The sequence below is a fragment of the Ruegeria sp. CDSB029 genome (genome assembly GCF_059611125.1).
Genome location: NZ_JBXWOX010000001.1, coordinates 296,173 through 318,064, shown reverse-complemented (window position 1 = coordinate 318,064; position 21,892 = coordinate 296,173). Strand labels below are relative to the sequence as shown.

Annotated in this window: 22 protein-coding genes; 7 read left to right on the top strand and 15 right to left on the bottom strand. The window is 57.6% G+C overall.

Annotated features, from left to right (window positions below; translation table 11 throughout):
- Nucleotides 1–24 precede the first annotated feature (24 nt).
- The gene (gene infC / locus AC2FI8_RS01535; RefSeq protein ID WP_186437359.1) at nt 25–606 is read left to right on the top strand and encodes a translation initiation factor IF-3; all 582 of its coding nucleotides are present in this window, start codon (nt 25–27) and stop codon (nt 604–606) included.
- Between the two features lie 88 nt (nt 607–694).
- Here the strand turns inward: infC and AC2FI8_RS01530 are convergent, their stop codons facing one another.
- Both AC2FI8_RS01530 and AC2FI8_RS01525 read right to left on the bottom strand, forming a co-directional pair.
- On the bottom strand, nt 695–2,017 hold the full coding sequence (locus AC2FI8_RS01530) for an aspartate aminotransferase family protein (protein ID WP_496776676.1): 1,323 nt from the start codon (nt 2,015–2,017) through the stop codon (nt 695–697).
- Nucleotides 2,014–2,784, bottom strand: coding sequence for a beta-keto acid cleavage family enzyme (locus AC2FI8_RS01525; RefSeq protein ID WP_496776674.1), 771 nt, complete (start codon nt 2,782–2,784; stop codon nt 2,014–2,016). Before AC2FI8_RS01525 ends, AC2FI8_RS01530 begins: the two co-directional genes overlap by 4 nt.
- 101 nt (nt 2,785–2,885) lie before the next feature.
- Between AC2FI8_RS01525 and AC2FI8_RS01520 the strand changes: the two genes are divergently transcribed.
- Nucleotides 2,886–3,773, top strand: coding sequence for a MurR/RpiR family transcriptional regulator (locus AC2FI8_RS01520; RefSeq protein ID WP_496739882.1), 888 nt, complete (start codon nt 2,886–2,888; stop codon nt 3,771–3,773).
- A gap of 46 nt (nt 3,774–3,819) precedes the next feature.
- Here the strand turns inward: AC2FI8_RS01520 and AC2FI8_RS01515 are convergent, their stop codons facing one another.
- The 5 genes from AC2FI8_RS01515 to AC2FI8_RS01495 all read right to left on the bottom strand — a co-directional run bounded on the left by AC2FI8_RS01515 (nt 3,820) and on the right by AC2FI8_RS01495 (nt 9,748).
- Complete coding sequence (locus AC2FI8_RS01515; RefSeq protein WP_496776672.1) at nt 3,820–4,611, bottom strand: FAD binding domain-containing protein; 792 nt, start codon at nt 4,609–4,611, stop codon at nt 3,820–3,822.
- A 93-nt stretch (nt 4,612–4,704) separates the two neighbouring features.
- On the bottom strand, nt 4,705–7,065 hold the full coding sequence (locus AC2FI8_RS01510) for a xanthine dehydrogenase family protein molybdopterin-binding subunit (protein ID WP_496776670.1): 2,361 nt from the start codon (nt 7,063–7,065) through the stop codon (nt 4,705–4,707).
- A 79-nt stretch (nt 7,066–7,144) separates the two neighbouring features.
- Nucleotides 7,145–7,630, bottom strand: a complete 486-nt coding sequence (locus AC2FI8_RS01505) for a (2Fe-2S)-binding protein (protein WP_109311614.1) — start codon at nt 7,628–7,630, stop codon at nt 7,145–7,147.
- Between the two features lie 151 nt (nt 7,631–7,781).
- A complete protein-coding gene (locus AC2FI8_RS01500) occupies nt 7,782–8,783 on the bottom strand; it encodes a molybdopterin-binding protein (RefSeq protein WP_496776667.1) in 1,002 nt (333 codons plus the stop codon).
- Nucleotides 8,780–9,748 (bottom strand): XdhC family protein, encoded by a 969-nt coding sequence (locus AC2FI8_RS01495; RefSeq protein WP_496765211.1) that lies wholly within the window; start codon nt 9,746–9,748, stop codon nt 8,780–8,782. Before AC2FI8_RS01495 ends, AC2FI8_RS01500 begins: the two co-directional genes overlap by 4 nt.
- 241 nt (nt 9,749–9,989) lie before the next feature.
- Here AC2FI8_RS01495 and AC2FI8_RS01490 point away from each other — a divergent pair, with 241 nt between their 5' ends.
- Complete coding sequence (locus tag AC2FI8_RS01490; RefSeq protein ID WP_254452874.1) at nt 9,990–10,490, top strand: hypothetical protein; 501 nt, start codon at nt 9,990–9,992, stop codon at nt 10,488–10,490.
- 3 nt (nt 10,491–10,493) lie between these two features.
- Here the strand turns inward: AC2FI8_RS01490 and AC2FI8_RS01485 are convergent, their stop codons facing one another.
- Both AC2FI8_RS01485 and AC2FI8_RS01480 read right to left on the bottom strand, forming a co-directional pair.
- Entirely contained in the window at nt 10,494–11,750 is a 1,257-nt protein-coding gene (locus tag AC2FI8_RS01485; RefSeq protein ID WP_496704294.1) for a vWA domain-containing protein, read from the bottom strand.
- The gene (locus AC2FI8_RS01480; RefSeq protein WP_496722580.1) at nt 11,750–12,658 is read right to left on the bottom strand and encodes an AAA family ATPase; all 909 of its coding nucleotides are present in this window, start codon (nt 12,656–12,658) and stop codon (nt 11,750–11,752) included. The genes AC2FI8_RS01485 and AC2FI8_RS01480 overlap by 1 nt, the downstream gene beginning before the upstream one ends.
- Before the next feature lie 154 nt (nt 12,659–12,812).
- Between AC2FI8_RS01480 and pyrC the strand changes: the two genes are divergently transcribed.
- On the top strand, nt 12,813–13,850 hold the full coding sequence (gene pyrC / locus AC2FI8_RS01475; protein WP_496776663.1) for a dihydroorotase: 1,038 nt from the start codon (nt 12,813–12,815) through the stop codon (nt 13,848–13,850).
- Here pyrC and AC2FI8_RS01470 read toward each other — a convergent pair.
- Nucleotides 13,847–15,142, bottom strand: a complete 1,296-nt coding sequence (locus AC2FI8_RS01470; protein ID WP_496776659.1) for an MmgE/PrpD family protein — start codon at nt 15,140–15,142, stop codon at nt 13,847–13,849. The two genes, pyrC and AC2FI8_RS01470, sit on opposite strands and share 4 nt — an antisense overlap.
- Before the next feature lie 37 nt (nt 15,143–15,179).
- Complete coding sequence (locus tag AC2FI8_RS01465; protein ID WP_496765222.1) at nt 15,180–15,626, bottom strand: type II toxin-antitoxin system RatA family toxin; 447 nt, start codon at nt 15,624–15,626, stop codon at nt 15,180–15,182.
- A gap of 71 nt (nt 15,627–15,697) precedes the next feature.
- Here AC2FI8_RS01465 and hpt point away from each other — a divergent pair, with 71 nt between their 5' ends.
- Together hpt and AC2FI8_RS01455 are read left to right on the top strand one after the other, a co-directional pair.
- A complete protein-coding gene (gene hpt / locus AC2FI8_RS01460; RefSeq protein ID WP_058271886.1) occupies nt 15,698–16,240 on the top strand; it encodes a hypoxanthine phosphoribosyltransferase in 543 nt (180 codons plus the stop codon).
- A 131-nt stretch (nt 16,241–16,371) separates the two neighbouring features.
- On the top strand, nt 16,372–16,731 hold the full coding sequence (locus AC2FI8_RS01455; RefSeq protein ID WP_282118568.1) for a hypothetical protein: 360 nt from the start codon (nt 16,372–16,374) through the stop codon (nt 16,729–16,731).
- A gap of 4 nt (nt 16,732–16,735) precedes the next feature.
- On the opposite strand, the gene AC2FI8_RS01450 is transcribed toward AC2FI8_RS01455, so the two are convergent.
- Both AC2FI8_RS01450 and lipA read right to left on the bottom strand, forming a co-directional pair.
- Nucleotides 16,736–17,878: an amidohydrolase gene (locus tag AC2FI8_RS01450; RefSeq protein WP_496765230.1), complete on the bottom strand. Its 1,143-nt coding sequence runs from the start codon at nt 17,876–17,878 to the stop codon at nt 16,736–16,738.
- Nucleotides 17,875–18,825, bottom strand: a complete 951-nt coding sequence (gene lipA, locus AC2FI8_RS01445) for a lipoyl synthase (protein WP_496776657.1) — start codon at nt 18,823–18,825, stop codon at nt 17,875–17,877. The genes AC2FI8_RS01450 and lipA overlap by 4 nt, the downstream gene beginning before the upstream one ends.
- Nucleotides 18,826–19,088: 263 nt before the next feature.
- On the opposite strand from lipA, the gene AC2FI8_RS01440 reads away from it, so the two are divergent.
- On the top strand, nt 19,089–19,637 hold the full coding sequence (locus AC2FI8_RS01440; protein ID WP_496776655.1) for a peroxiredoxin: 549 nt from the start codon (nt 19,089–19,091) through the stop codon (nt 19,635–19,637).
- A 47-nt stretch (nt 19,638–19,684) separates the two neighbouring features.
- Here the strand turns inward: AC2FI8_RS01440 and AC2FI8_RS01435 are convergent, their stop codons facing one another.
- Nucleotides 19,685–20,608 (bottom strand): hydrogen peroxide-inducible genes activator, encoded by a 924-nt coding sequence (locus tag AC2FI8_RS01435; protein WP_496776653.1) that lies wholly within the window; start codon nt 20,606–20,608, stop codon nt 19,685–19,687.
- 52 nt (nt 20,609–20,660) lie between these two features.
- Nucleotides 20,661–21,770, bottom strand: coding sequence for a DUF6456 domain-containing protein (locus AC2FI8_RS01430; protein WP_496776897.1), 1,110 nt, complete (start codon nt 21,768–21,770; stop codon nt 20,661–20,663).
- Nucleotides 21,771–21,892 lie beyond the last annotated feature (122 nt).

Below are 21,892 nucleotides of genomic sequence, written 5' to 3'. Positions count from 1 at the left end.
TGCAGGCCAGTCTAAATTCCGGCCTTGAAATTCTGCAATCATCAAAGGAATGAACCCATAGCCCGCAGACCTCACAACGCGCCGCCGCAAAGAGACACCGGCCCCCGCGTCAATGATAAGATCCGTGCCCCCGAAATTCGTCTGATTGGCGCTGAAGGTGAAAATGTCGGGGTGGTTCATCCCGCCAAAGCCATGCAGATGGCAGTTGATGCCGGTCTTGATCTGGTCGAAATTTCGCCCAACGCAAACCCGCCGGTCTGCAAGATCATGGACTTTGGTAAGTTCAAATACGAGACGCAGAAACGCGAAGCCGAAGCCCGCAAAAAACAGAAGATCATAGAGATCAAAGAGGTCAAATTCCGACCCAACACTGACACTCATGATTACGACGTGAAAATGCGGAACGTGTTCAAGTTTCTTGAAAACGGGGACAAGGTCAAAGTGACCCTGCGTTTCCGCGGCCGTGAAATGGCGCACCAAAATCTGGGTCGTGAACTTTTGGAACGTGTTGCGGCCGACACAAAAGACATCGGCAAGGTCGAAAACATGCCGAAGATGGAAGGCCGCCAGATGATCATGCTGATTGGACCGCTGCCACAGAAATAAGCCCCTGTGCATATCGAATTCGAAACCCTGTCAGATCCGCTCTGACAGGGTTTTTTTGTTGGTTATTAGGAACAGGCCACGCGGCGCTTCAGCCGGGGATCGAAGTCGAGATCGCCCGACCAAGTTTGCCCACAAGCTCGTCTATCCGCGCGTCTTCAATGATGAATGGCGGGGCCAGCAGGACATGATCCCCAACTCGCCCATCCCGTGTACCGGACATGGGATAGCAGATCAGCCCCTCGGCCAAGGCGGCTTTCTTGATTTTGCCTGCAACGCCATGAGCCGGATCAAACGGTGTTTTTGTTTCGCGATCAGCCACCAGCTCCAGCCCTCGAAACAGCCCCCTGCCGCGGATATCGCCGACATTTGGATGCTGTCCGAATTCGGCCTGCAACGCCGCTTGCAGCTTTTCGCCCATGACGCCGGCGCGCGCGGGCAAAGCGCGCGTAGTAAGTTCGGTGACTACAGCCAGGGCCGCTGCCGTCGCAACCGGGTGACCGATATAGGTGTGACCATGCTGAAAGAACCCGGACCCGTCGCAGATTGCATCATAGATTTTCCCGGTACACATCATCGCACCAATCGGTTGGTAACCAGCGCCCAACCCTTTGGCGATGCACAGAATGTCCGGTGCAATTCCATCACGATCGCAGGCAAACAAATGTCCGGTCCGCCCCATGCCACACATCACCTCATCAAGGATCAACAGAACGCCATATTGGTCACAGATCTGGCGAATACGCTGGAAATACCCCTCAACGGCAGGAACCGCGCCCAGCGTTGCGCCCACAACGGGTTCCGCCATGAACGCCATAACCGTTTCAGGACCCAAGCGTAGGATCTCGGCCTCCAACTCATTCGCGACGCGCTGGCCGTAGTCAAAGCTGCTCTCGGCATCCGGCTTTTCAGCGTATTCGAAACAGGGCGCGATATGTGTCATCTCGATCAGCATCGGAGCAAACTGCGCGCGTCGCCATTCGTTACCTCCAGCCGACAACGCGCCCAAAGTGTTCCCGTGATAGCTCTGCCGCCGCGCGATCACCCGGCGACGCTCGGGCTGACCAATTTCAAGAAAGTACTGCCGCGCGAGTTTCATCGCCGCCTCGGTCGCCTCGGACCCGCCTGAGACGAAATACACACGGTCCAGACCATCAGGCGCGTGTTCCACCAACAGATCAGCCAACGCCTCGGCAGGTTCGGATGTCATGAAACCGGTATGTGCAAAAGCGATCTGTTCGACCTGCCGCTGCACGGCTTCGATAACCGCCGGGTTCGAATGCCCAAGGCATGACACCGCAGCGTCACCACAATCCAGATAGCGTTGCCCCTGATCGTCGATCAGGTAACACCCGTCGCCCCCAACGGCGACCGGCAGGTTCGATTTGGTATGACGAGGAAAAACGTGGCTCATTGCTGAGGTCCTTTCAAAACCGCGACCAGCGCCGAAACCGACGCTGCGTTGTTCGCCCAGGCACTTCCGTCCTGGTCGGTCAAACTGTTTTCAAATCCAACCCGCACATCCCCTCCACGGTCCGCAGCCGTTTTTAGGCAAGCATGTTCCTGCTTTCCGAATGCACAGACCATCCAACTGGAGTGGGTTTGCGGAAAGTGATCAAGGTCTTCTGGTGCGGATTCCTGCCCCGAGGTGTAACGCCCCAGAACCAACAGCCGATCAGTTTGCCCGTCGCGGACGATCCCGCGGGCCTGCCAGTCTGCCAGAAGCACAGCATCTGCATCGTCATAGAGAATATGTTGAACGCGCGTTCCCTGCTCGGCACAGAGACCGTAAACACTATCTGCGAGGTCTGGCGTGCGCGCGATTTCCCGGACCGAGATCGAAGCCCATTTCGGCTTTACATTTTGCAAACAGTGCAATTGGGCCGGGACATCAAAGATACCCGCTGCCTCGGTTGTGATCTGGACATCCATCTCTGGCACGACACGACGCAACTCTGCCATCGTCTCAAGATAACGCCCGGCATCCAGAGAATGCTGCCCCTGATCATCGCGCACATGCAGGTGAATTCCATCTGCACCGGCTCGAAAAGAGCTTTGTGCAGTCGATACGATCTCCTGCACCGACACCGGAAGCTGAACGTGATCCGCATGCCGCCTGCGGGCACCGTTCGGCGCCACCAGAACATAGGGCGTATGCGATTGCGGCAGTGTTTTGGACATAAGAGTACCCTTTTAGACTTTTAACCCAGTTAAGGACCTTAGGCGCGTTTTCAATTTACATATTTCATAACATTTGTTTTCTTTCACGGATGACCAAGTCTTTGAGCCAGCTTACCGAAGCTCTGCGACAGCAGATTGACCAGTTGCCTCCCGGATTGCAGATGGCGGCAAAATACATCCTCGACCATCCCGGAGATTTCGGGCTGGACTCAATTCGGGAAACCGCAGCAAAGATCGGCGTCAGCTCGAACGTTCTGGTCCGGCTGGCGGACCGGATGGGATATGACCGCTTCGACAGCCTGCGCGCTCCGTTCCGCGATGCGTTGGTCACAGATGGTGAGGATCATCTGAGTCAAAGTTGGCTTGCCGACATGCAAGACGGTGATTCATTCAGCGCTGCCCAGGCAAAATTCGCCCAGAATGCACAGAACGTCGTTATGCGATCCCTGAGGTTAATGAACCCTGAACGCGTCAAGCGCGCCGTAGAAATTATGACGTCTGCTGACAGGTGCTTTGTCACCGCCACCCGGGCCAGCTACGCCTTGTCTTACTATTTTTCATATGCGGGACGCATGGCACACCCCGGTCTGCAACTTATTCCGCGCCACATGGGGTCCGCGGCAGATGATCTGTTGGACGCAAGCCCCAACGATTGCCTGATTGCAATCACCGTTCACCCTTATTCCGCCGACACCATTCAATCAATGCGATTGGCGCGACGCATGAATGTGCCGCTCATCCTGATTGCCGACAGCGAAGTGATCGCACCCGGGATCGAGCCGGACGTGGTTTTCCCCGTCAGCACGCGATCTCTGCACCACTTCTCGAACTATGCTGGGGCCATGGCGGTTCTGGAATGCCTACTGGGTCACCTATTTCAAGCAGGCGGAGACGTCGCGCGCAATCGCGTGGACAATTACCAAAAGTCCCGAGAAGACACAGGCGCATACTGGCAACCATCCCAGCCGCCCAGAATAAGACGGAAATAAAAAAGCCCCGGCCATAAGGTCCGGGGCTTTTTTGACAGTTTTGAGCTTACATGCAGGCTTCAATGGCTCTCTTGGTCATCACGCTGACCAGATGCGCGCGATACGCCTTACTGCCGTGCAAATCGGCAATCATATTCGCGGGATTGATGCTCAGCCCGGTCAAGGCATCCTGCCGAAACTCTTTATTCAGGGCTTCCTCGGCCTCGGACCAGCGGAACACACCATCCTCACTGGCACCTGTTACCGCAACGCGAACACCGTCCGCGAAACGCGCCAGATACACTCCGACTAGTGCAAATCGCGATGCGGGTTGCAGGAATTTCTGGTAGTTGGCCGCTTGTGGCACCGGAAAATTGACTGTGGTGATGATCTCACCTTCCTCCAGGGCTGTACTGAACATGCCCTCGAAGAAATCATCCGCCGCGATTTGGCGCGTATTGGTGATGATCGTCGCACCTGATCCTAAAGCGCCCGCCGGATAGCAAGCGGCCGGATCATTGTTGGCCAGCGAGCCACCGATTGTACCTCGATTGCGCACCGCTGGATCGCCGATCTGTCCAGCCAGCGCGGCCAGTGCCGGATAGCTGCCGGCGGCCTCTGACGCCACAGTTGCGTGGGTTGTTGCGCCACCAATGGCCACAGACCCGTCATCCTCGATGCAAACGCCCTGTATGTCGGGAATCCCACCCAGCGACACCAGCGTAGACGGCGCTGCCAATCGCTGTTTCAGCGTTGGGATCAGCGTCTGGCCGCCCCCCAACGCCTGTGCATCCTCGCCTCCCAACGCCGAAACGGCATCAGCAACGGTCGAGGGCTTTTCAAACTCGAAATTGTACATTTCGCTTTCCTTTCCGAAAGGCGCGGATCCGCCCTTCATCTGGCTAAAATATCCCGAGGGTCTGGGGGCAAAGCCCCCAGACCACCCGACCAATCAGCTGTTCATCGCCGCCCACACGCGGGACGGGCTCACCGGCATATCGATGTGATCGACCGCCTTGCCGCCCGAGTTCAGCGCATCCAGCACCGCGTTTACTACTGCAGGCGGTGAACCGATTGCTCCGGCTTCACCGCAGCCCTTCACACCCAACGGGTTATGCGTACAGGGCGTCTGGCTGGAATGGTCGACACCATAGAACGGCACGTCGTCCGCGCGCGGCATCGCATAATCCATGAAAGACGCGCTCAGCAATTGACCGTTTTCGTCATAGGCACAGTTTTCCAACAGTGCCTGACCTATACCCTGACCGATACCGCCATGAACCTGACCGTCGACGATCATCGGGTTGACGATGTTGCCAAAGTCGTCAGCGGCAGTGAAGGCCTCGATGGTCACCTGACCGGTCTCGGGGTCAACCTCGACCTCGCACGCATATGCACCGGCGGGGTAAGTAAAGTTGGCCGGGTCGTAAAACGAGGTCTCCTCCAACCCGGGCTCAACTTCCAGCGGATAGTTGTGCGGAACATAAGCCGTCAGGGTCACATCACCCCAGGCCACCGATTTGTCCGTGCCCGCGACGCTGAACTGGCCGTCCTTAAGCTCGATATCGGCCTCGGACGCTTCCAAAAGGTGGGCCGCGATCTTCTTCGCTTTCTCGATCACCTTTTCCGTCGCCTTGACCATGGCCGAACCACAAACGGCCAGCGAACGCGAACCGTATGTGCCCATACCAAACGGGATCTTGGAGGTGTCACCATGAACGATCTCGACCATCGACTCGTCGATACCGATCATGTCGGCTACGACTTGCGGAAAGGCGGTCTCATGCCCCTGCCCGTGGCTGTGTGCGCCCACCATGACGCTGATCGAACCGGTGGCGTTCACCCGCACTGTCGCCGCATCATAAAGACCCGCTCGGGCCCCTAGCATGCCGACGATATTCGACGGCGCGATGCCGCAGGCTTCGATATAGCAGTTGATGCCAAGGCCACGCAGCTTGCCGTTGGCCTCACTGGCAGAACGACGCGCCGCAAAGCCAGCTAGATCGGCAGCAGCCTCAAGCTTGTCCATCGTGCCGTTGTAGTCCCCGGTGTCATAAGTCAGCGCGACCGGCGTGTCATAAGGGAACTGGGTGACAAAGTTCTGACGGCGCAGGGCAATCGGATCGACGCCCAACTCGCGAGCAGCTTTGTCAACGACACGTTCCAGCTGATAAGTCGCCTCGGGGCGGCCAGCGCCACGATAGGCGTCCACCGGAACCGTGTTGGTGAACATCGCCTTCACGTTCACCTGAATGACCGGTGTCTTGTAGTTACCTGCCATCAGTGTCCCATGCAGCCAGGTCGGAACCGAGCTGGAGAAGGTCGACAGATACGCACCAAGGTTCGCATAGGTGTTGGTGCGCAGGCCAATGAAGTTGTTGTCTGCATCCAGCGCCAGTTCGATCTTGCTGACATGGTCGCGGCCATGGGCATCGGACATGAACGCCTCAGACCGGCTGGACGTCCACTTGACCGGACGGTTGCAGGCCTTGGCGGCGAAGGTGCAGAACGCCTCTTCCGCATAGTGGAAGATCTTGGTTCCAAAACCGCCGCCCACGTCCGGGGCCACCACGCGCACTTTATGTTCGGGCAGGCCCAGAACAAAAGCGCACATCAGCAAGCGGATCACATGCGGGTTTTGCGAGGTGGTGAAGAGCGTGTATTCGTCCGTACCACGTTTGTACTCACCCACCGCCACACGCGGTTCCATCGGGTTTGCGACGAGGCGGTTGTTCACCAGATCCAGCGTCGTCACGTGGGCTGCGTTGGCAAAGACCTCATCGACCTTGGCGTCGTCCGTCTCACCCAGTTGCCAGTCATAACAGATGTTGTTCTTCAGATCGTCATGAACCAGCGTCGACCCATCCTGAGCGGCAGCTTTCATGTTCATGACAGCCGGCAGTTCTTCGATATCCAGATCGATCGCCTCGGCCGCATCACGGGCCTGTTCGAGACTGTCGGCCACAACGGCCGCAATCGGGTCGCCCACATGGCGCACCTTGCCTTGTGCCAAAATAGGGTGCGGCGGTTCCTGCATCGGTGCGCCGTGCTTGTCGGTCACTTCCCAACCGCAGGGCATCCCGCCCACACCTTCAAAATCCTTGCCGGTGAAAACCTTGACCACGCCCGGCATAGCTTCGGCGGCTGAGGTGTCGATGTTTTTGATCCGGCCATGCGCGATGTCGGACCGTAGGAAATGTACATAGGCCTGGCCATGTACGTTGATGTCGTCGGTATAATTGCCCGCTCCGGTCAGAAAGCGTACGTCTTCGCGCCGCTTGGAACTGGCTCCGATGCCACTGTCTTTGGGCATTGCTTGTTCTCCTCCCATAAACGGATGCTGTGCATCCTATGTCTTCCCACGGGCGCTTCATCGGACGCCCGTAGCGGCATCATTCGGCAGCGATGCTGCTGACGTCCTGACCAGATGCGGCCATGATCGCCTTGACAATGTTGTGGTAGCCGGTGCAACGGCACAGGTTGCCTTCCAGATACTTGCGCACCTCGGCTTCGGTCGGGCGCGGGTTTTCCTTCAGCAGTGCTGCAGCACTCATGACCATTCCCGGTGTGCAGAAACCGCATTGCAAGCCGTGATGGTCCTGAAATGCCTGCTGAATCACGTTCAGCGAGCCATCCTGGTTAGCCTGGCCTTCGATCGTGCCCACATCAGCCCCGTCTGCCTCAAGTGCCAGCATATTGCAGGACTTCACCGCCTCGCCGTTCACATGGACAACACACGCGCCACATTGCGCTGTATCGCAACCCACATGAGTGCCAGTGAGATTGAGATTCTCGCGTAAAAAACCGGACAACAGCGTCCGACCTTCCACCTCACCGCTCACGGTCTTACCGTTCACGGTCATTGAGACCTTGGTCATAAGATCCTCCCCTATTGGCTTTTATCGCTATCGCCGAGTTAAACACGGGAAAATTTGTTTGAGAACAAAAATATTTAGCGCCAATATCCGACGTTCGTAGGGGTCGTCTTTTCCATCTCAGCCGCCTAAGAAGAAAAGCTAAATTGCTACATCACCTTTTGCGCGACGCACGTGGTTGCGGCCGCGTCGGGATTTCTTTCAACAACCCGCCAACCCCCATCCCAGCAATGTCCGCGCCGGTTGTTTCTATCCCGCAGGCAACCCGCGACAGGACCCAATCCGCACCGTTCAATGCAGGCGTACGGGCGCACCCGGGCAATCCGATTACTGGCCTTGGGCCGAGTGTTCCAAGAAACAGCAGATTGCCGGGGTCGACTGGCATGCCGAACCTGTCCACCTGACCGCCAGCCGCCCGCACGGCCTGAGGTGCAACATCAAAAACATCAGATGTGGCAGAGCCGGTCAGGATCATCACAATGTCACCGGCAGCCTCTGAAATAGCCTGCGAAAGCGGTTCGGCTTTGTGTGGAACGATCCGTACATCGCTGAGGTCCATGCCAAGGGTTTCCACCCGGCCACGAATGGCTGCAATACCCTTTTCGTTGGGGGGACCTCCGGGAATATCCGTGACGATCAGCCCTGCCGTTTTATGGACCGGTGCCATCAGACGAATCGAAGCCCTGGCCAGACCAGCGGCCTGCACGACGTCATCCTTTGGAACGGCATAGGATATCACCTTGATCGTGGCGACCATCCCGCCCGGGCCCATCTGTTGATATTGCGGCACCGTCGCTACGGTGATCATCGGGTTGACGCAGTTGAACTCCTGCAGGGCCGCGACGTCCAATTCGACAACACCTGGCCCGTCGGCCAGCAAGTTCACGCGCCCGGTAAACGGCTGCGTTACCCGTAAACCGGCAGCGTCTGGATCAGGCGCAAGCGCTGCGGCCAACATTTCAGCAGCCTCGTCTTCGTGGCAATCGCCGGGCTCAAGCTGCGCAACCGTGACCTCATCATATCCAGCTGCACCCAGCTGAGCGCCATGTTCGGACGTCAGCAGCAATCCTTTGCGCAACTTGGCATCCTGCACCTGGACGGAGTGTGCAAGGATCGCGCCGGTGGCCTCAGCGACAGGAACGGGACCGAATTTCACGCCTTGCCCCGCAGCACGGCCGTCATCTGGGCGAGGATGGCCACCGCGATCTCGGACGGATCCGCCGCGCCGATATCCAATCCAATAGGTCCGTGGATCTGGGCAATCTGTTCGTCCGAAAAACCCGCCTCTTTCATGCGAGCAACTCGTTTGGCATGCGTACGCGTGGACCCCAGAGCCCCGATAAAAAACACGCCCGCCTTCAAGGCGGATTCCAAAGCCGGGTCGTCCAATTTGGGGTCATGCGTCAGCAAGACAACAGCGGTTCGCGTGTCCATACCCAGCTTGGCCACCGCCTCGTCCGGCCAATCAGTCAGGATGGTTTCGCCCGGGAAACGGGCACCAGAGGCAAAGGCATCGCGCGGGTCGATGATGGCCGGATCATATCCTGCGATCCGGGCCATCGGAACCAGCGCCTGCGCAATGTGCACTGCTCCCACAATTATCAATCGCAGCGGAGGGTTGTGGACCGCAACAAATGTCTGTCCGTCCTCCTCAAAACCTGATCGGTCCTTGCGCATTCGGTCTGAATAGGCTTTCCGCCGCAAAGCCCGATGACCGGTTTCGGTATTAACTTCATAGGCCACCGGTTCCCGCTGAGCGCGGGCTTTGACCAGATCTCGCAACATGGATTCTGGCAGGACCGAACCGATAGGTTCCACTAAAACACGGATCGTTCCGCCACAGGCCAGACCCACAGCAAAGGCATCTTCGTCGCTGACGCCAAATTCCAACAGACGTGCCTCACCCTCGTCCATCGCTTCAAGCGCTTCGACGATGACCGCCCCTTCGACACAGCCACCGGACACCGAGCCTTCGATGCGACCATCTGCAGCAATCACCAACTGAGCCCCGACACGGCGCGGCGCGCTGCCCCAGGTTTCAACCACCGTGGCCAGCGCGGTTGGATGACCTTCGTCATGCCATTTAAGAGCCGTCTCTGGGCTGTTGTCGAATCTGTCCATTGCACCCTCCCGGCCTGTTCTGATCCAACATAGGCAGGTTTGGCGCAATGAAAAGTGAGCCTTAAGACCAATATCGAATGTTCCCCACTCACTTACGCAACGACCTGAATCGGCGTATACAAGCCCAGATCAGCACGCCAACGACTAATCATTGATTGCACCTGAACCAGATTCTAGCCTACATGCATAGCTGCTGCATTCCAGTATGCGCATATTAATTTTTCACAACGGAGACAGAGAGTTGAAACGCATTATTACACTCGGAATGGCATTTGGCCTGTTCACCGCAAGCGTTGCATCCGCGGACACTTTCCTGCGTTACGGCGAAGTTGAAGGTTGGAAAGTCTTTATCGACGAAGACAAGAAATCCTGCCTGATCGAAGCTGTAGACGACGCCGAAAATGTCGTTCAGATGGGTCTGACCGAAGACCGTAGCGTCGGATATGTCGGCGTCTTCACCAAGGCCAAGACCGACATCAAGCGCGGTGAAAAAGAAGCTGTCGCGGTCCTGCTGGGCGACAATATCTATGTTGGTGAAGCAACCGGTATGAAGGGCAACATCACCAAGGGTTACTCTGGTGGGTACGTCCTGTCTGACGATCCCCAATTCGCCGATGACCTCGCCAAGCAAAAGGTTATGGTTGTGTTCCCGGAAAAGGAATTTGCCTTCACCGTTGATCTGACCGGTACTTACAAAGCCATGGAAATGGCCCGCAAGTGTAACGAAGAACAGCTGAGCTGATACTCAGTCGGAAAGCGCGGACAACAACCGCGCTTTCTCACCCACGTCATCGGGTTTTGAGATGACATTGGCCAGATCTTCCAACGACGCGATCGAGTGACCAGCACGGAAGCTGTCCACATGCGGCAGCATTGCTGCGACGCCTTGCGCTTTGGGCGCGAACCCATCCCACCGCAGCAATGGATTCAACCAGATCAGACGGCGCGCGGACAGGTGCAGACGCTCCACCTCTTTACCCAACGCCTCGGGGTCTCCGCGATCCAGCCCGTCCGAGATCAATAGGACCACAGCACCCTGCCCCATGACCCGCCGCGACCAATCGCGGTTGAACGCATGCAGACACTCGCCAATCCGCGTCCCCCCTTCCCAATCCTGCGCCTCGGCCCCGGCGGCGGCCAGCGCGGCATCTACGTCGCGCTGCTGAAGATGGCGAGTGATGTTGGTCAGGCGCGTCCCGAACGTAAACGCATGAACCTTGGCCCAGCCCGCCCCTTTGGCATTCGAAACGGCATGAAGGAAATGCAGAACGACCCGACTGTATTGGCTCATTGACCCCGAAATATCGCAGAGTACAACAAGGTTGGGCCATCGCGGCTTGGGCTTGAGCTTGGCAATGTCGCGCAACTCTCCCCCCTGCCGCATCGCCGCGCGCAGCGTTCGCGCCCGATCGATACGATGGCCCAAATGGCTGGACTGACCACGTCTGGATTCTATCGGCTTTACCGGCAGAGCAAGCCGCGACAGCATGCGCTTGGCTTGCGCGATCTCGGCGGTGCTCATCTGCTCAAAGTCCAGACTGCGCAGGCGTTCCTCGGAGGACGCCGTTTGCGAGGCGTCGATCTCTAACTCAGTCTCCTCTTCCTGCTCAGCCACCTCGGGCAGATCACGTTCGACCCCGTCCAACAACGCCTCGGCCGCGCGCTTTTCGGCCGCGTCAGCCTTGCGTTCTTCCTGTACGCCACGGATGGCCGGCAGCATCATCGACATCATGTGTTCAAGATATCGGGGGTCACGCCAATAGAGGCGAAAGACCTGCGCAAATACAGTGCGGTGTTCCGGGCGGTTCACAAAACAGGCGTGCAGTGTCCAATAGAAATCCTGTTTTTCCGTGAACCCCGCCGCTTGTACCGCGCGAATGGCGTCAACAACGCGCCCAGTTCCGATCGGCAACCCGGCTTTACGCAACGCCCGCGCAAAATGAGTGATGTTCTGCGCCAGCTTGGGGTTGTCAGGAATGTCGATCGGAAGCTGTTCAGCCATCAGGCTGGTTCCAGCGACGCTTTGGCTTGATCCAGTATTCGTTTGGCCTCGGACCCCTGCAATTTCTGGATGTCGTCCTGATATTTCAAGATCGCACCCAAGGTATCACCGATGACTTCGGGGCTAAGGTTGATGACGTCCAGCGCAAGCAGGCATTTGGCCCAATCAATCGTCTCCGCCACACCCGGTTTCTTGAACAAGTCTTCGGTGCGTAGATGCTGAACAAAGGCCACGACCTCACGACTAAGCGCTTCGGCAGCTTCCGGCGCGCGCGCGTGCAGGATTTCGATCTCTCGGTCGAAATCGGGGTAGTCGACCCAATGATAGAGGCAGCGTCGTTTTAGTGCATCATGCACTTCGCGTGTGCGGTTCGAGGTGACGATCACGATGGGCGGCTCCGGTGCTTTGACCGTGCCCAGTTCAGGAATCGTGACCTGAAAATCGCTGAGCGCCTCAAGCAAGAAGGCCTCGAACGGTTCGTCCGTGCGATCAAGTTCGTCGATCAGCAGGACCGGCGCACCATGTTCGTCCGGGCGCATTGCCTGCAGCAGCGGGCGTTCAATCAGGTACTCGTCCGAGAATAGCTCGGTCTGCAATGTGCCCCGATCCGCCCCGCCCGAGGCTTCGGCCGTGCGGATCGCCACCATCTGCGCCGGAAAATTCCATTCGTAAACAGCGGAAGAGGCATCCAGACCTTCGTAGCATTGCAACCTGATCAGGCGACGATTCAGTCCGGCGGCAAGGGCCTTGGCGATCTCAGTCTTGCCCACCCCGGCCTCACCTTCCAGAAACAGTGGTCGGCCCAGTTTCAGGGACAGAAACACCACCGTCGCCAGCGCGCGCCCGCAGACATAACCTTGCGCGCCCAGCGTGGATTGAACGGCGTCGATGGAATCTGGCTGTGTCATGTTTCGATCTCTCCCTTGGCACAACAGGTCATGGGCGCTCGCGCGCGTCAAGGCTGTGTTCTTTCCGGGACTTACGACGATCGCACAAGTTGACAAGGTCTGGGACCGAATTGAAGGTCTTTCACCGCCGGGTCCGCTGTGCTAGCGGAAGGCCATGACCGATACCCTCACGATCCGCCGCCCCGACGACTGGCATCTGCACCTGCGCGATGGCGCGATGTTGCAGGCCGTCCTGCCCGAAACCGCGCGTCATTTTGCCCGCGCGATCATTATGCCGAACCTTGTACCGCCCGTCGTACGCGGCGATCAGGCCGCCGCCTATCGCGACCGCATATTGGCTGCGCTACCCGAAGGCATGACGTTCGACCCGTTGATGACGCTGTACCTGACCGAGGATACGGACCCCGATGATATGGCAGCAGCCCATGCCAGCGGTTTGGTCAAAGCGGTCAAACTGTACCCGGCGGGCGCAACAACCAACTCTGCCTCGGGCGTGCAGGACTTCGACAAAGTGCGTCCGGTGCTGGAAAAGATGGCCGAGATCGGCCTGCCCTTGTGCGTACATGGTGAGGTCACCGACGCCGAGATCGACATCTTCGACCGCGAAGCTGTGTTCATCGTCCGTGTTCTGGATCCGATCCGCAAGGCCACACCCGGCCTGCGCGTGGTGATGGAGCACATCACGACCGCGAACGGCGTTGACTACGTCAAATCCAATGACATGGATCTGGGTGCAACGATCACAGCGCACCACCTGATCATCAACCGCAACCATATCCTCGTGGGTGGAATCAAGCCGCATTACTATTGCTTGCCCGTTGCCAAGCGCGAAGAACATCGATTGGCTCTGCTGGCAGCTGCAACCTCTGGCGATGCGCGTTATTTCCTGGGTACTGACAGCGCACCCCACACCGACGCCAACAAGGAAATGGCCTGCGGGTGTGCGGGATGTTTCACGGCGACCAATACAATGTCACTGGTGGCCGAGATGTTTGACCGCGAGGGCGCTTTGGACAAGCTGGAAGGCTTTGTGTCTTTGAACGGCCCGGCCTTCTATCGCCTTCCGGTGAATGAGGAAACCATCACCCTGACCAAAGGCGAACCGGTCGAATACCCGGACAAGATCGACTGCGAAGATGGTCCGGTCACAGTGTTTGAACCGGGTTTCCCGCTACACTGGCGCGTGACTTAACCCTCCAGCAACGCAGACAAATCGCGGGCGCGGCCTCCGGTGCGCAGCATCGACCAGATCGCGTCCGCGTCATCTGTTCCGATCAGCTTGTTGGCTTTGCCTCGCACCCGGTCCTCACGGTCCGACAGCGTCATCGGGGCCAACAGGTCATGCGTGGCCTCGCGCCTTGCCCCATCCCGGCGCAACAAGGTCAGCTGCGCCTGCGTTTCCGACAAACTTTCATCCGCTTCGACAGAGACTCGGTCCCGCAAGGATACTAGCCGCGGGTCGGCGCATATCTTGTCCGAATAGCTGCCCGGCAGGGCCGTATCATAGCCAAGCGCCTGCATCGCAATCACCGTCCGATAAGAGAACTTGGCACCGAGGCCAGTTGTCGGGGATGTCTGGTTGCAGACGCTCATCCACCTTGGATGCGTCTTGATCTTGATCTCGGCGACTTCCGGTTCGGCGATATCCAGGTCGCGCGCGGCCTCAAGTGCTGCGTGCAAACCGTGACAACACGCATGAAACTTGTGACTGACGCCTTCAAAAAGCCATTCCGCGCCCAGCCCATCCAATGAGGCTGCAATGTGAGACTGTCCTTTATGTGTCGCGCCAAATCCATAGGACCCTTCCAACGCGTCTGAATTGGGATCGAATCCCGATGCCACCAACAAAGCTGCCTCAACCCCGGCAGAGGCAGCAAGACCCGCGTTATAAGGTTTTCCCATCGTTCCGAATTGCGCCTTTAGACCGGCAGCCCGAGTCGCTGTCAGGCCCAGAACTTTGCGCATCTGTTCGACGTCGAACCCCAGTATGCGCCCTGCAGCGACAGCCGCACCAAATGCGCCAGACGTTGCTGTCTGGTGAAAGCCCGCCTGATAGTGTTCGCGCCCCAGCCAGACGCCGATCCGAATGGACGTCTCCATCCCAACCAAGGCTGCCTCAAGGAAATCGACCAGAATACGGTCGTCCCACTCGCTTATGGCCAGCGCCGCCGGAAGGACGGCAACGGATGGATGCCCGATATGGGCAAAATGCGTGTCGTCATAATCCATGGCATGCGACACGGTTCCGTTTACCAATGCAGCACCGCGCAGGGGTGCCCCACCTCCACCAAAAAGGCGCGCTTGTTCCGCACCCCCTTCGCCAAGCACAAGGTCGCGCACTGTCCGCGAAACAGGTTCATCAACTCCGGCACGCCCGACAGCAATCCAGTCCAAAACAGAAAGAGACGTAACGACCCGCGTCTGCAAAGTCGTCGTGATTGGCCCCGCCGCGAAGGCTGCCAGTGATGTGGTAAAATCGGTCATGGGCGCAGTCTAGCGACCGCCAACCCGGGGTAAAGACCTAGCTGTACAAGTCCTTCGCGCGGGTCTCAAAGGCCTGAACGATCCGATGCATAGCCTCGTTGAAGACCACGCCGATGATCCCCTGAAGGATCGCGTTCTTGAATTCGAAATCCACGTGGAACGTGATGTTGCATCCGCCATCGTCGGCGTCAGCGAATTGCCAGTCGGATTTCATGTATTTGAAAGGACCGTCCAGATATTCAGTGTCGATTCTTTTCTGATCGGCAAACAGTGTTACCCGGCTGCCGAACCGTTCGCGGAACACTTTGAACGAGATCACCAGATCTGCTTCCATGACTTGCGCCTCACCCGCCGCATAGGTCCGACGAATGCGGGCAGCTGCGCACCACGGCAGAAACTCGGGGTACTTGGCCACATCGGCGACCAGCTCGTACATCTGCTGCGCAGTGTAAAGAAGGTGGCGTGTTTCCGAATGAGTAGGCATGGCGTCCGGTTTTTCAGGTGACAATGGCGCGTCATGTCGTATGTTGCGCGCCAAAGATCAAGGGGGCAGCGATGAGCGACCGCGCATATGTGATAGATACGATGATCTCGGCCAAGGCGATTGCAGCCCGAATCGAGGAATTATGCCGCGAAATCACGGCAGAATTCGGAGATACCGACAAGCTGATCGTGGTCGGCCTGCTGCGCGGCAGTTTCGTCTTCATCGCGGATCTGGTGCGCGAGCTGGACCTGCCGATCGAAGTCGATTTCCTCGAAGTATCCTCGTATGGAGACGCGATGGAAAGCAGCCGGGAAGTACGTATTCTCAAAGACTTACGCGGCGCGATTGAAGGGCGCGATGTTTTGGCTGTTGAGGATATTGTCGACACCGGCCACACGCTGAACCACGTCACAAAACTGTTGCGCAGCCGCAAGCCAAGCCGACTTAAGTCCATTGCCTTGCTGGACAAACCCAGCCGGCGCGAGGTCGATTTCCGTTCCGATTGGATCGGCTTTGAAATTCCGGACGAATTCGTTGTGGGTTACGGGATCGACTACGCGCAGCGCAATCGCAACCTGCCGTTTATTGGTAAGGTTCGATTTGTCGAAGACTGAGAGGGGCAAAAACAAACCCAGATTCCAATAGTCAAAGTAGCTGCGCACCCTTTCATTCACTTAATTGAATACCATTGGACAACGCCCTCAACAACAGATTACCCTCCGACCATCTTGGGAGGATTCTGCTTATGAAAGTAATGTCTATTGGGCTTCTGGCGACTTGCGCCGTCGCCGCAACGGTTGGTCTTGCGGACGCAAAAGACAACAAGGGCAAAGGGAAAGGCCCAGACAAGTCGAAAATCGAAAAGTCGATAAAGACCAATAATGGCGTTGGTGTACCGCCCGGACAGATCAAGCGTTATACGCGAGGTCAGAAACTCCCTAACGATCTGAATTTTGATTATCTTGATGACCTGGACGGCTGGAAGTTGAAGCCCCTACCCGCCGGTCAGCGATATATTCGCGTGGATGACGAAATCCTGTCGATATCAGATGACACTAAGACAGTCATTGATGCCGTTGGAATAGTGAGCGATCTCGTAAACTGAAGTTTCAGCCATTAAGTGATCGAATTGCGGCAACAAATACGTCTACTCCTACCGGGATAAGTGCGTCTGGGAAATCATAGTCAGGGTTATGCAATTGCGGATGATCCTGCCCCGACCCCAGCCAGAACATGGCCGTTTTCGCGGCTTTGCCGAATTGCCCGAAGTCTTCTGAGAACTTTTGCGGCGTCTTTGTTGAATGGCACGGCACTCCACGCTCGGCGCAGGCTGTTGCGATGATGCTCACCGCGTCACTGTGATTGACGCAGGCCTCGAAGACATCGTCATAGGTGATCTCAAAACCCAGACTGTCGGTGGATGCAGCGCGGCGCGCCAGCGCCTCGGCCTCGGTGATCAGCGTTTGCATCCGGGCGTCTGAAACAGTGCGCAAGGTTACCCAGATCTCGGCCTGCCCCGGAGCGACGCCGAAAGTCGGCTCTCCCAAACGGGCATGCGTCACCGTTGTCAGCGCAAAATCAGCGTCCAACGCGCCGCCTGCGCCCAAACCTGCCAGTTGCAACATCAATTCAGACATTGCCCGAGCCGGGGAATTCCCATCCTGAGGCGCAGCCGCATGGGATGTCTTGCCGGTCAGGATTATCTTCATCCCGCGCGAGGCGCAGTTAGCCGAACCCTGACATAACTCAACGGCGCCAAGTTCCAATCCCGGCAGATTGTGCAGAGAGAACACGTAGTCCGGCGCGATCTGCGCGAATTGGGGGTCCGTGCGAAAGGCGATGGCGCCCTGCCCGGTTTCCTCAGCCGGTTGAAAGATCAGAACCACCCGACCCTTATTAGGTCGCTGTCGCCCCAGGTCTTCGGCAACGCCAAGCACCATCGTCATGTGCCCATCATGGCCGCACAAATGCCCTTTGCCCGGAACCTTCGACACATAGGGGTGCGTGCCAAGTTCTTGAATCGGCAGTCCGTCCAACTCGCACCGGATACCCACGGTCGGCCCAGCTTGCCCACTGTCAAAAACCGCGGCAACACCGTGCCCCCCCAGTCCGGTAAGCACATGGTCCGCACCGAATCCCTGCAACAGCTCTGTCATGCGGGCAGCGGTATCGTGCTCCTGCCCGGAAAGTTCGGGATATTGGTGCAGGTTGTGGCGCAGGCGTGTCAGCCGCGCGTGCGCTTCGGGTGTCACCCCTGTCCCAGCTTTTTCTGGCGAGCCTCACGCAACCGGGCAAAGTCATCCCCCGCGTGATAGGACGACCGGGTCAGAGGTGTCGCGGACACCATCAGGAACCCTTTGCCATAAGCAGCCTTTTCGTAGGATGCGAATTCTTCCGGCGTCACGAACCGATCCACACCATGGTGTTTGGGCGTGGGCTGCAGATACTGACCGATGGTTAGAAAGTCGATATCGGCGGCTCGCATGTCATCCATGACCTGCCGAACTTCTTGCTCATTCTCACCCAAGCCGACCATGATTCCCGATTTGGTGAAAATAGACGGGTCCAGCTCTTTGACGCGCTGCAACAGCCGCAGCGAGTGGAAATAACGCGCACCGGGACGCACTTCGAGGTACAGACCGGGTACGGTTTCCAGATTGTGGTTGAACACGTCCGGCTTGGCCTCGACGACAGTTTCAAGAACGGAAGAGTCACATTTCAGGAAATCAGGTGTCAGGATTTCAATGGTCGTCTTCGGCGACCGGTGCCGCACCGCGCGTATCGTCTGCGCGAAATGATCGGCACCGCCGTCCTTCAGATCATCGCGGTCAACAGATGTGATCACGACGTGGTTCAAACCCAGCTTTTCAACCGCATGCGCCACGCGCCCTGGTTCAAACGCATCCAACGAGTCCGGACGTCCCGTCGCAATGTTACAGAAGGTACAGCCGCGCGTGCAGATCTCGCCCATGATCATCATGGTGGCGTGGCCCTGGCTCCAGCATTCGCCAACATTTGGGCATCCGGCCTCTTCACAGACAGTGACCAGATTATTCTCACGCATGATCTTGTGCGTCTCGGCATAACCCTTACCGCCGGGTGCTTTGACGCGTATCCACTTGGGCTTTTTGGGCTGCGCATTGTCTGGACGATGCGCTTTTTCGGGATGACGTTGTTCTGGGATCTTCAGATCACGCACGGCTGGCTTTCCTGACTTTGGGTCAATTTGCTTTGCACTAACATAATACGCACGCGCAGACTATGCCACCCGGGTATACCCGCCATGCACGGTAGGTTTGCACTCGCAGAAAATAGCCCGGCACTTCAAACACTCTAGGCAGATTAACTTTCGTTTACAGACATCTAAAGCTATATCGCAATTGCAGCATTTCTGGCGTTGAAGGCGGTTTAGAACTGTTTTAAATCACCACTAATTCTAATGTGAATCACAGGAGTCCGTAGATGAAAACCGGCGCAAAACTGCCTTCCGTTACCTTCCATACCCGCGTTCGGGATGAAGCAATCGAAGGACCCAACCCGTTCCGTTGGGAAGACAAAACAACCGCTGATTACTTCGCAGGCAAGCGCGTCATCCTGTTTTCCCTGCCCGGTGCGTTTACGCCCACATGCTCGACCTACCAACTGCCCGGTTTCGAAAACGGCTATGCCGATTTCACTGCCAAGGGCATCGATGAAATCTACTGCATGTCTGTGAATGACAGCTTTGTCATGAACAAATGGGCGCAGGATCAGGGCCTTAAAAACGTCAAAGTTATCCCTGACGGTTCAGGCGAATTTACCCGCAAAATGGGCATGCTGGTCGACAAGGAAAACCTGGGATTTGGCATGCGTTCGTGGCGCTACGCTGCCATCGTAACCGATGGTGTGGTAGAAGCCTGGTTCGAAGAGCCCGGCCTGATGGACAACTGCCCAGAAGATCCCTATGGCGTTTCGTCCCCGGAAACCCTGATGAAGCACCTGGAAGAAGCCAAAGAACCGGCACTGGCATAACAATTGTCAGGCTGACGTATCAAGGGCTCGCCTCTGGCGGGCCTTTTTTAATGGCGGGTCGCGGTTACGATATCTTCGCCAACACGCCGGATAACTTCCGCCAGACTGTCGAACCAGTCTTCATGTCCCGTCGATAGGCGCCGGACCAACCCCACCGTCCGCGCAGGCTGCGGTGCCCCGAACCGCATGAGCTTGAGCCCCGGAACAGCTTCGGTCTCCGAGCGGGCCGCGAGTTCAGGCATGAGTGTCAGACCGAACCCTTCGGCAACCAGTCGCGACAGGGTCGCCAGTGAGGACGCCCCCATATTGATCAAACCGCTGCTTCTGTCCTGACCACAGACCTCAAGCGCCTGATCCGTCAGGCAATGCCCGTCATCCAGCAACATCAACTGCGCGGTCTGCAAATCGACCGGGCGCAAGGCATCAGGGTCGGTGCGCACCGTCCCAAGACGCCCCACGCTGCCGGCAAGTAGAAAACGATCTTCGAAAAGCGGCAATTCGAACAATTCGCTGCCTCCGGCTGGCAAGGCCATCACACCGGCATCGATTTCGCCGGCCCGCAACATGGCCAGCAAGCGCTCGGTCCGGGCCTCGCGGATCTGCACCCGCAAGGAGACATCTGCCGTGCGCAACCCGGCAAGCACACCAGGCAAAAGATAAGGCGCAATTGTCGGAATGATCCCAATCGCCAAGGACCGATGCCCAACGGAATGATCCTTGGCGAACTGGTCCAGCCTGTCTGCCGCGCCAAGCACCTGACGGGCGTAGTCCAGCACATCGCGTCCCAATGGCGTCAGCAGGATGTCACGCGCCTGACGTTCGAACAGCGGGCCGCCCAACGTTTCTTCCAACGCTTTGATTTGAACCGACAGCGCTGGCTGCGAAACATGGCAGACCTGCGCCGCACGGCCAAAATTGCGCTGATCCGCCACCGCATTGAAATACTGAAGCTGTCTGAGGGTAAAATTCATAGGCAATTCCTATCACTACCCCCTGAAACCTCAACTGCGAATTATGGGATTTCTATCCAATCAGGCGAGTTTTCTCTGCCTGATCTTCGTAATGGCGCTTGAGGCGTTGCAGGGCGATGCGCAATACGATCTTCCCGGAACGCGCCGACCACCCCATGCGTTTTTCGGCTAATTCGAGCCCCTCAAGGTAACAGCAGCACCGCAGTGCCACGTCGCTTAACCCCGGTCCCAGATCCGACAGGGCACGTTCAACCCGAGCGCGCGCATCTGACGATCCCTGGCCTGCATACGTTCCATTTGCGAAACTTCCCCGCCCCCCGGCCGTTAGAAAGTGATCCCAGTTTTGGGCAACCTGCGGACCGATCTGCGACAGTTCAAAGTCTTCGCGCAGCCGTTCGCCAGCGCCGACCAGAGTTTCGTCGAGAAAGGGCTTTCCGTCCTTGTCCCGCCTGCGCGCCAACGCGATCAGCGGACTTTCGGCAGCACTGTACCGAATACGTCTGGCGCCGTGCGACGACCTGCCCTGTCTTTGTTCGCCATGCGCCTGAAACGGCGATTGCGCCTCGGCCATGCCGAACTCGTTTCTGGCGCGGGCTTTGTTCTCGGCCTCGGCGATCAGTTGGCTTAAGGCCGACCGCCCAGAGGAAGAGATGCGATACCGGGAAATACGTCCGGGATTGTCGCAGGATATCCAATCATTCAGAGCCAGCGCTTGCGCAATCGTGCAATCGACGATTGCGGTTCTTGCGGTCCCGCTGTCGCCGGTATCCCGAACGACCACAGCCTTGTCCATCTCTTCCGCCACAGCCAGAACCGCGCCGGTTTCGCAAAGGCGACGCAGTATTCGAAGAGCTTCGCGGTTAAACTCATCGTCCTTGCTTGCTGCATCGTTGACCTGAACGCCCAAAGGCTCGTTCAGGGATCCTGCACGCCCCTGTTGATCCGTGAAATGGACCTCTGCCAGTGCTTGCAGCGCAGCATCCACCAACGGATCGTCCCGGCGCATTTCAATACGTCGGATCTGTCTGAGTATGGTTGACGCATGGCACCCCACGGATCGCGCGATGTCGCGGATCGATTGACCGGTTTCGGTATGCGCCAGGTATCTCTGCGCCCCTTCAGGCACCCACGCCGGAATGGTGAAAGCCATGTTTTCTTGCATAGTCACTTGCCCTCGTCGACAAAACAATCGGTTCTCAATCGCCCCCGGTGAATGTGTTAACCAATCCTAACTAGAGCCGCTTTCGTTACTCGTTCGTTAACCGGGAGAAACAACGACCAGAT

Excerpts from the sequence above, each read along its gene's own strand:
- AC2FI8_RS01530 (WP_496776676.1), bottom strand. The coding sequence starts at position 2,017 with ATGAGCCACGTTTTTCCTCGTCATACCAAATCGAACCTGCCGGTCGCC.
- AC2FI8_RS01525 (WP_496776674.1), bottom strand. The coding sequence starts at position 2,784 with ATGTCCAAAACACTGCCGCAATCGCATACGCCCTATGTTCTGGTGGCG.
- AC2FI8_RS01515 (WP_496776672.1), bottom strand. The coding sequence starts at position 4,611 with ATGTACAATTTCGAGTTTGAAAAGCCCTCGACCGTTGCTGATGCCGTT.
- AC2FI8_RS01510 (WP_496776670.1), bottom strand. The coding sequence starts at position 7,065 with ATGCCCAAAGACAGTGGCATCGGAGCCAGTTCCAAGCGGCGCGAAGAC.
- AC2FI8_RS01505 (WP_109311614.1), bottom strand. The coding sequence starts at position 7,630 with ATGACCAAGGTCTCAATGACCGTGAACGGTAAGACCGTGAGCGGTGAG.
- AC2FI8_RS01495 (WP_496765211.1), bottom strand. The coding sequence starts at position 9,748 with ATGGACAGATTCGACAACAGCCCAGAGACGGCTCTTAAATGGCATGAC.
- AC2FI8_RS01485 (WP_496704294.1), bottom strand. The coding sequence starts at position 11,750 with ATGGCTGAACAGCTTCCGATCGACATTCCTGACAACCCCAAGCTGGCG.
- AC2FI8_RS01480 (WP_496722580.1), bottom strand. The coding sequence starts at position 12,658 with ATGACACAGCCAGATTCCATCGACGCCGTTCAATCCACGCTGGGCGCG.
- pyrC (WP_496776663.1), top strand. The coding sequence starts at position 12,813 with ATGACCGATACCCTCACGATCCGCCGCCCCGACGACTGGCATCTGCAC.
- AC2FI8_RS01470 (WP_496776659.1), bottom strand. The coding sequence starts at position 15,142 with ATGACCGATTTTACCACATCACTGGCAGCCTTCGCGGCGGGGCCAATC.
- AC2FI8_RS01465 (WP_496765222.1), bottom strand. The coding sequence starts at position 15,626 with ATGCCTACTCATTCGGAAACACGCCACCTTCTTTACACTGCGCAGCAG.
- hpt (WP_058271886.1), top strand. The coding sequence starts at position 15,698 with ATGAGCGACCGCGCATATGTGATAGATACGATGATCTCGGCCAAGGCG.
- AC2FI8_RS01455 (WP_282118568.1), top strand. The coding sequence starts at position 16,372 with ATGAAAGTAATGTCTATTGGGCTTCTGGCGACTTGCGCCGTCGCCGCA.
- AC2FI8_RS01440 (WP_496776655.1), top strand. The coding sequence starts at position 19,089 with ATGAAAACCGGCGCAAAACTGCCTTCCGTTACCTTCCATACCCGCGTT.
- AC2FI8_RS01435 (WP_496776653.1), bottom strand. The coding sequence starts at position 20,608 with ATGAATTTTACCCTCAGACAGCTTCAGTATTTCAATGCGGTGGCGGAT.
- AC2FI8_RS01430 (WP_496776897.1), bottom strand. The coding sequence starts at position 21,770 with ATGCAAGAAAACATGGCTTTCACCATTCCGGCGTGGGTGCCTGAAGGG.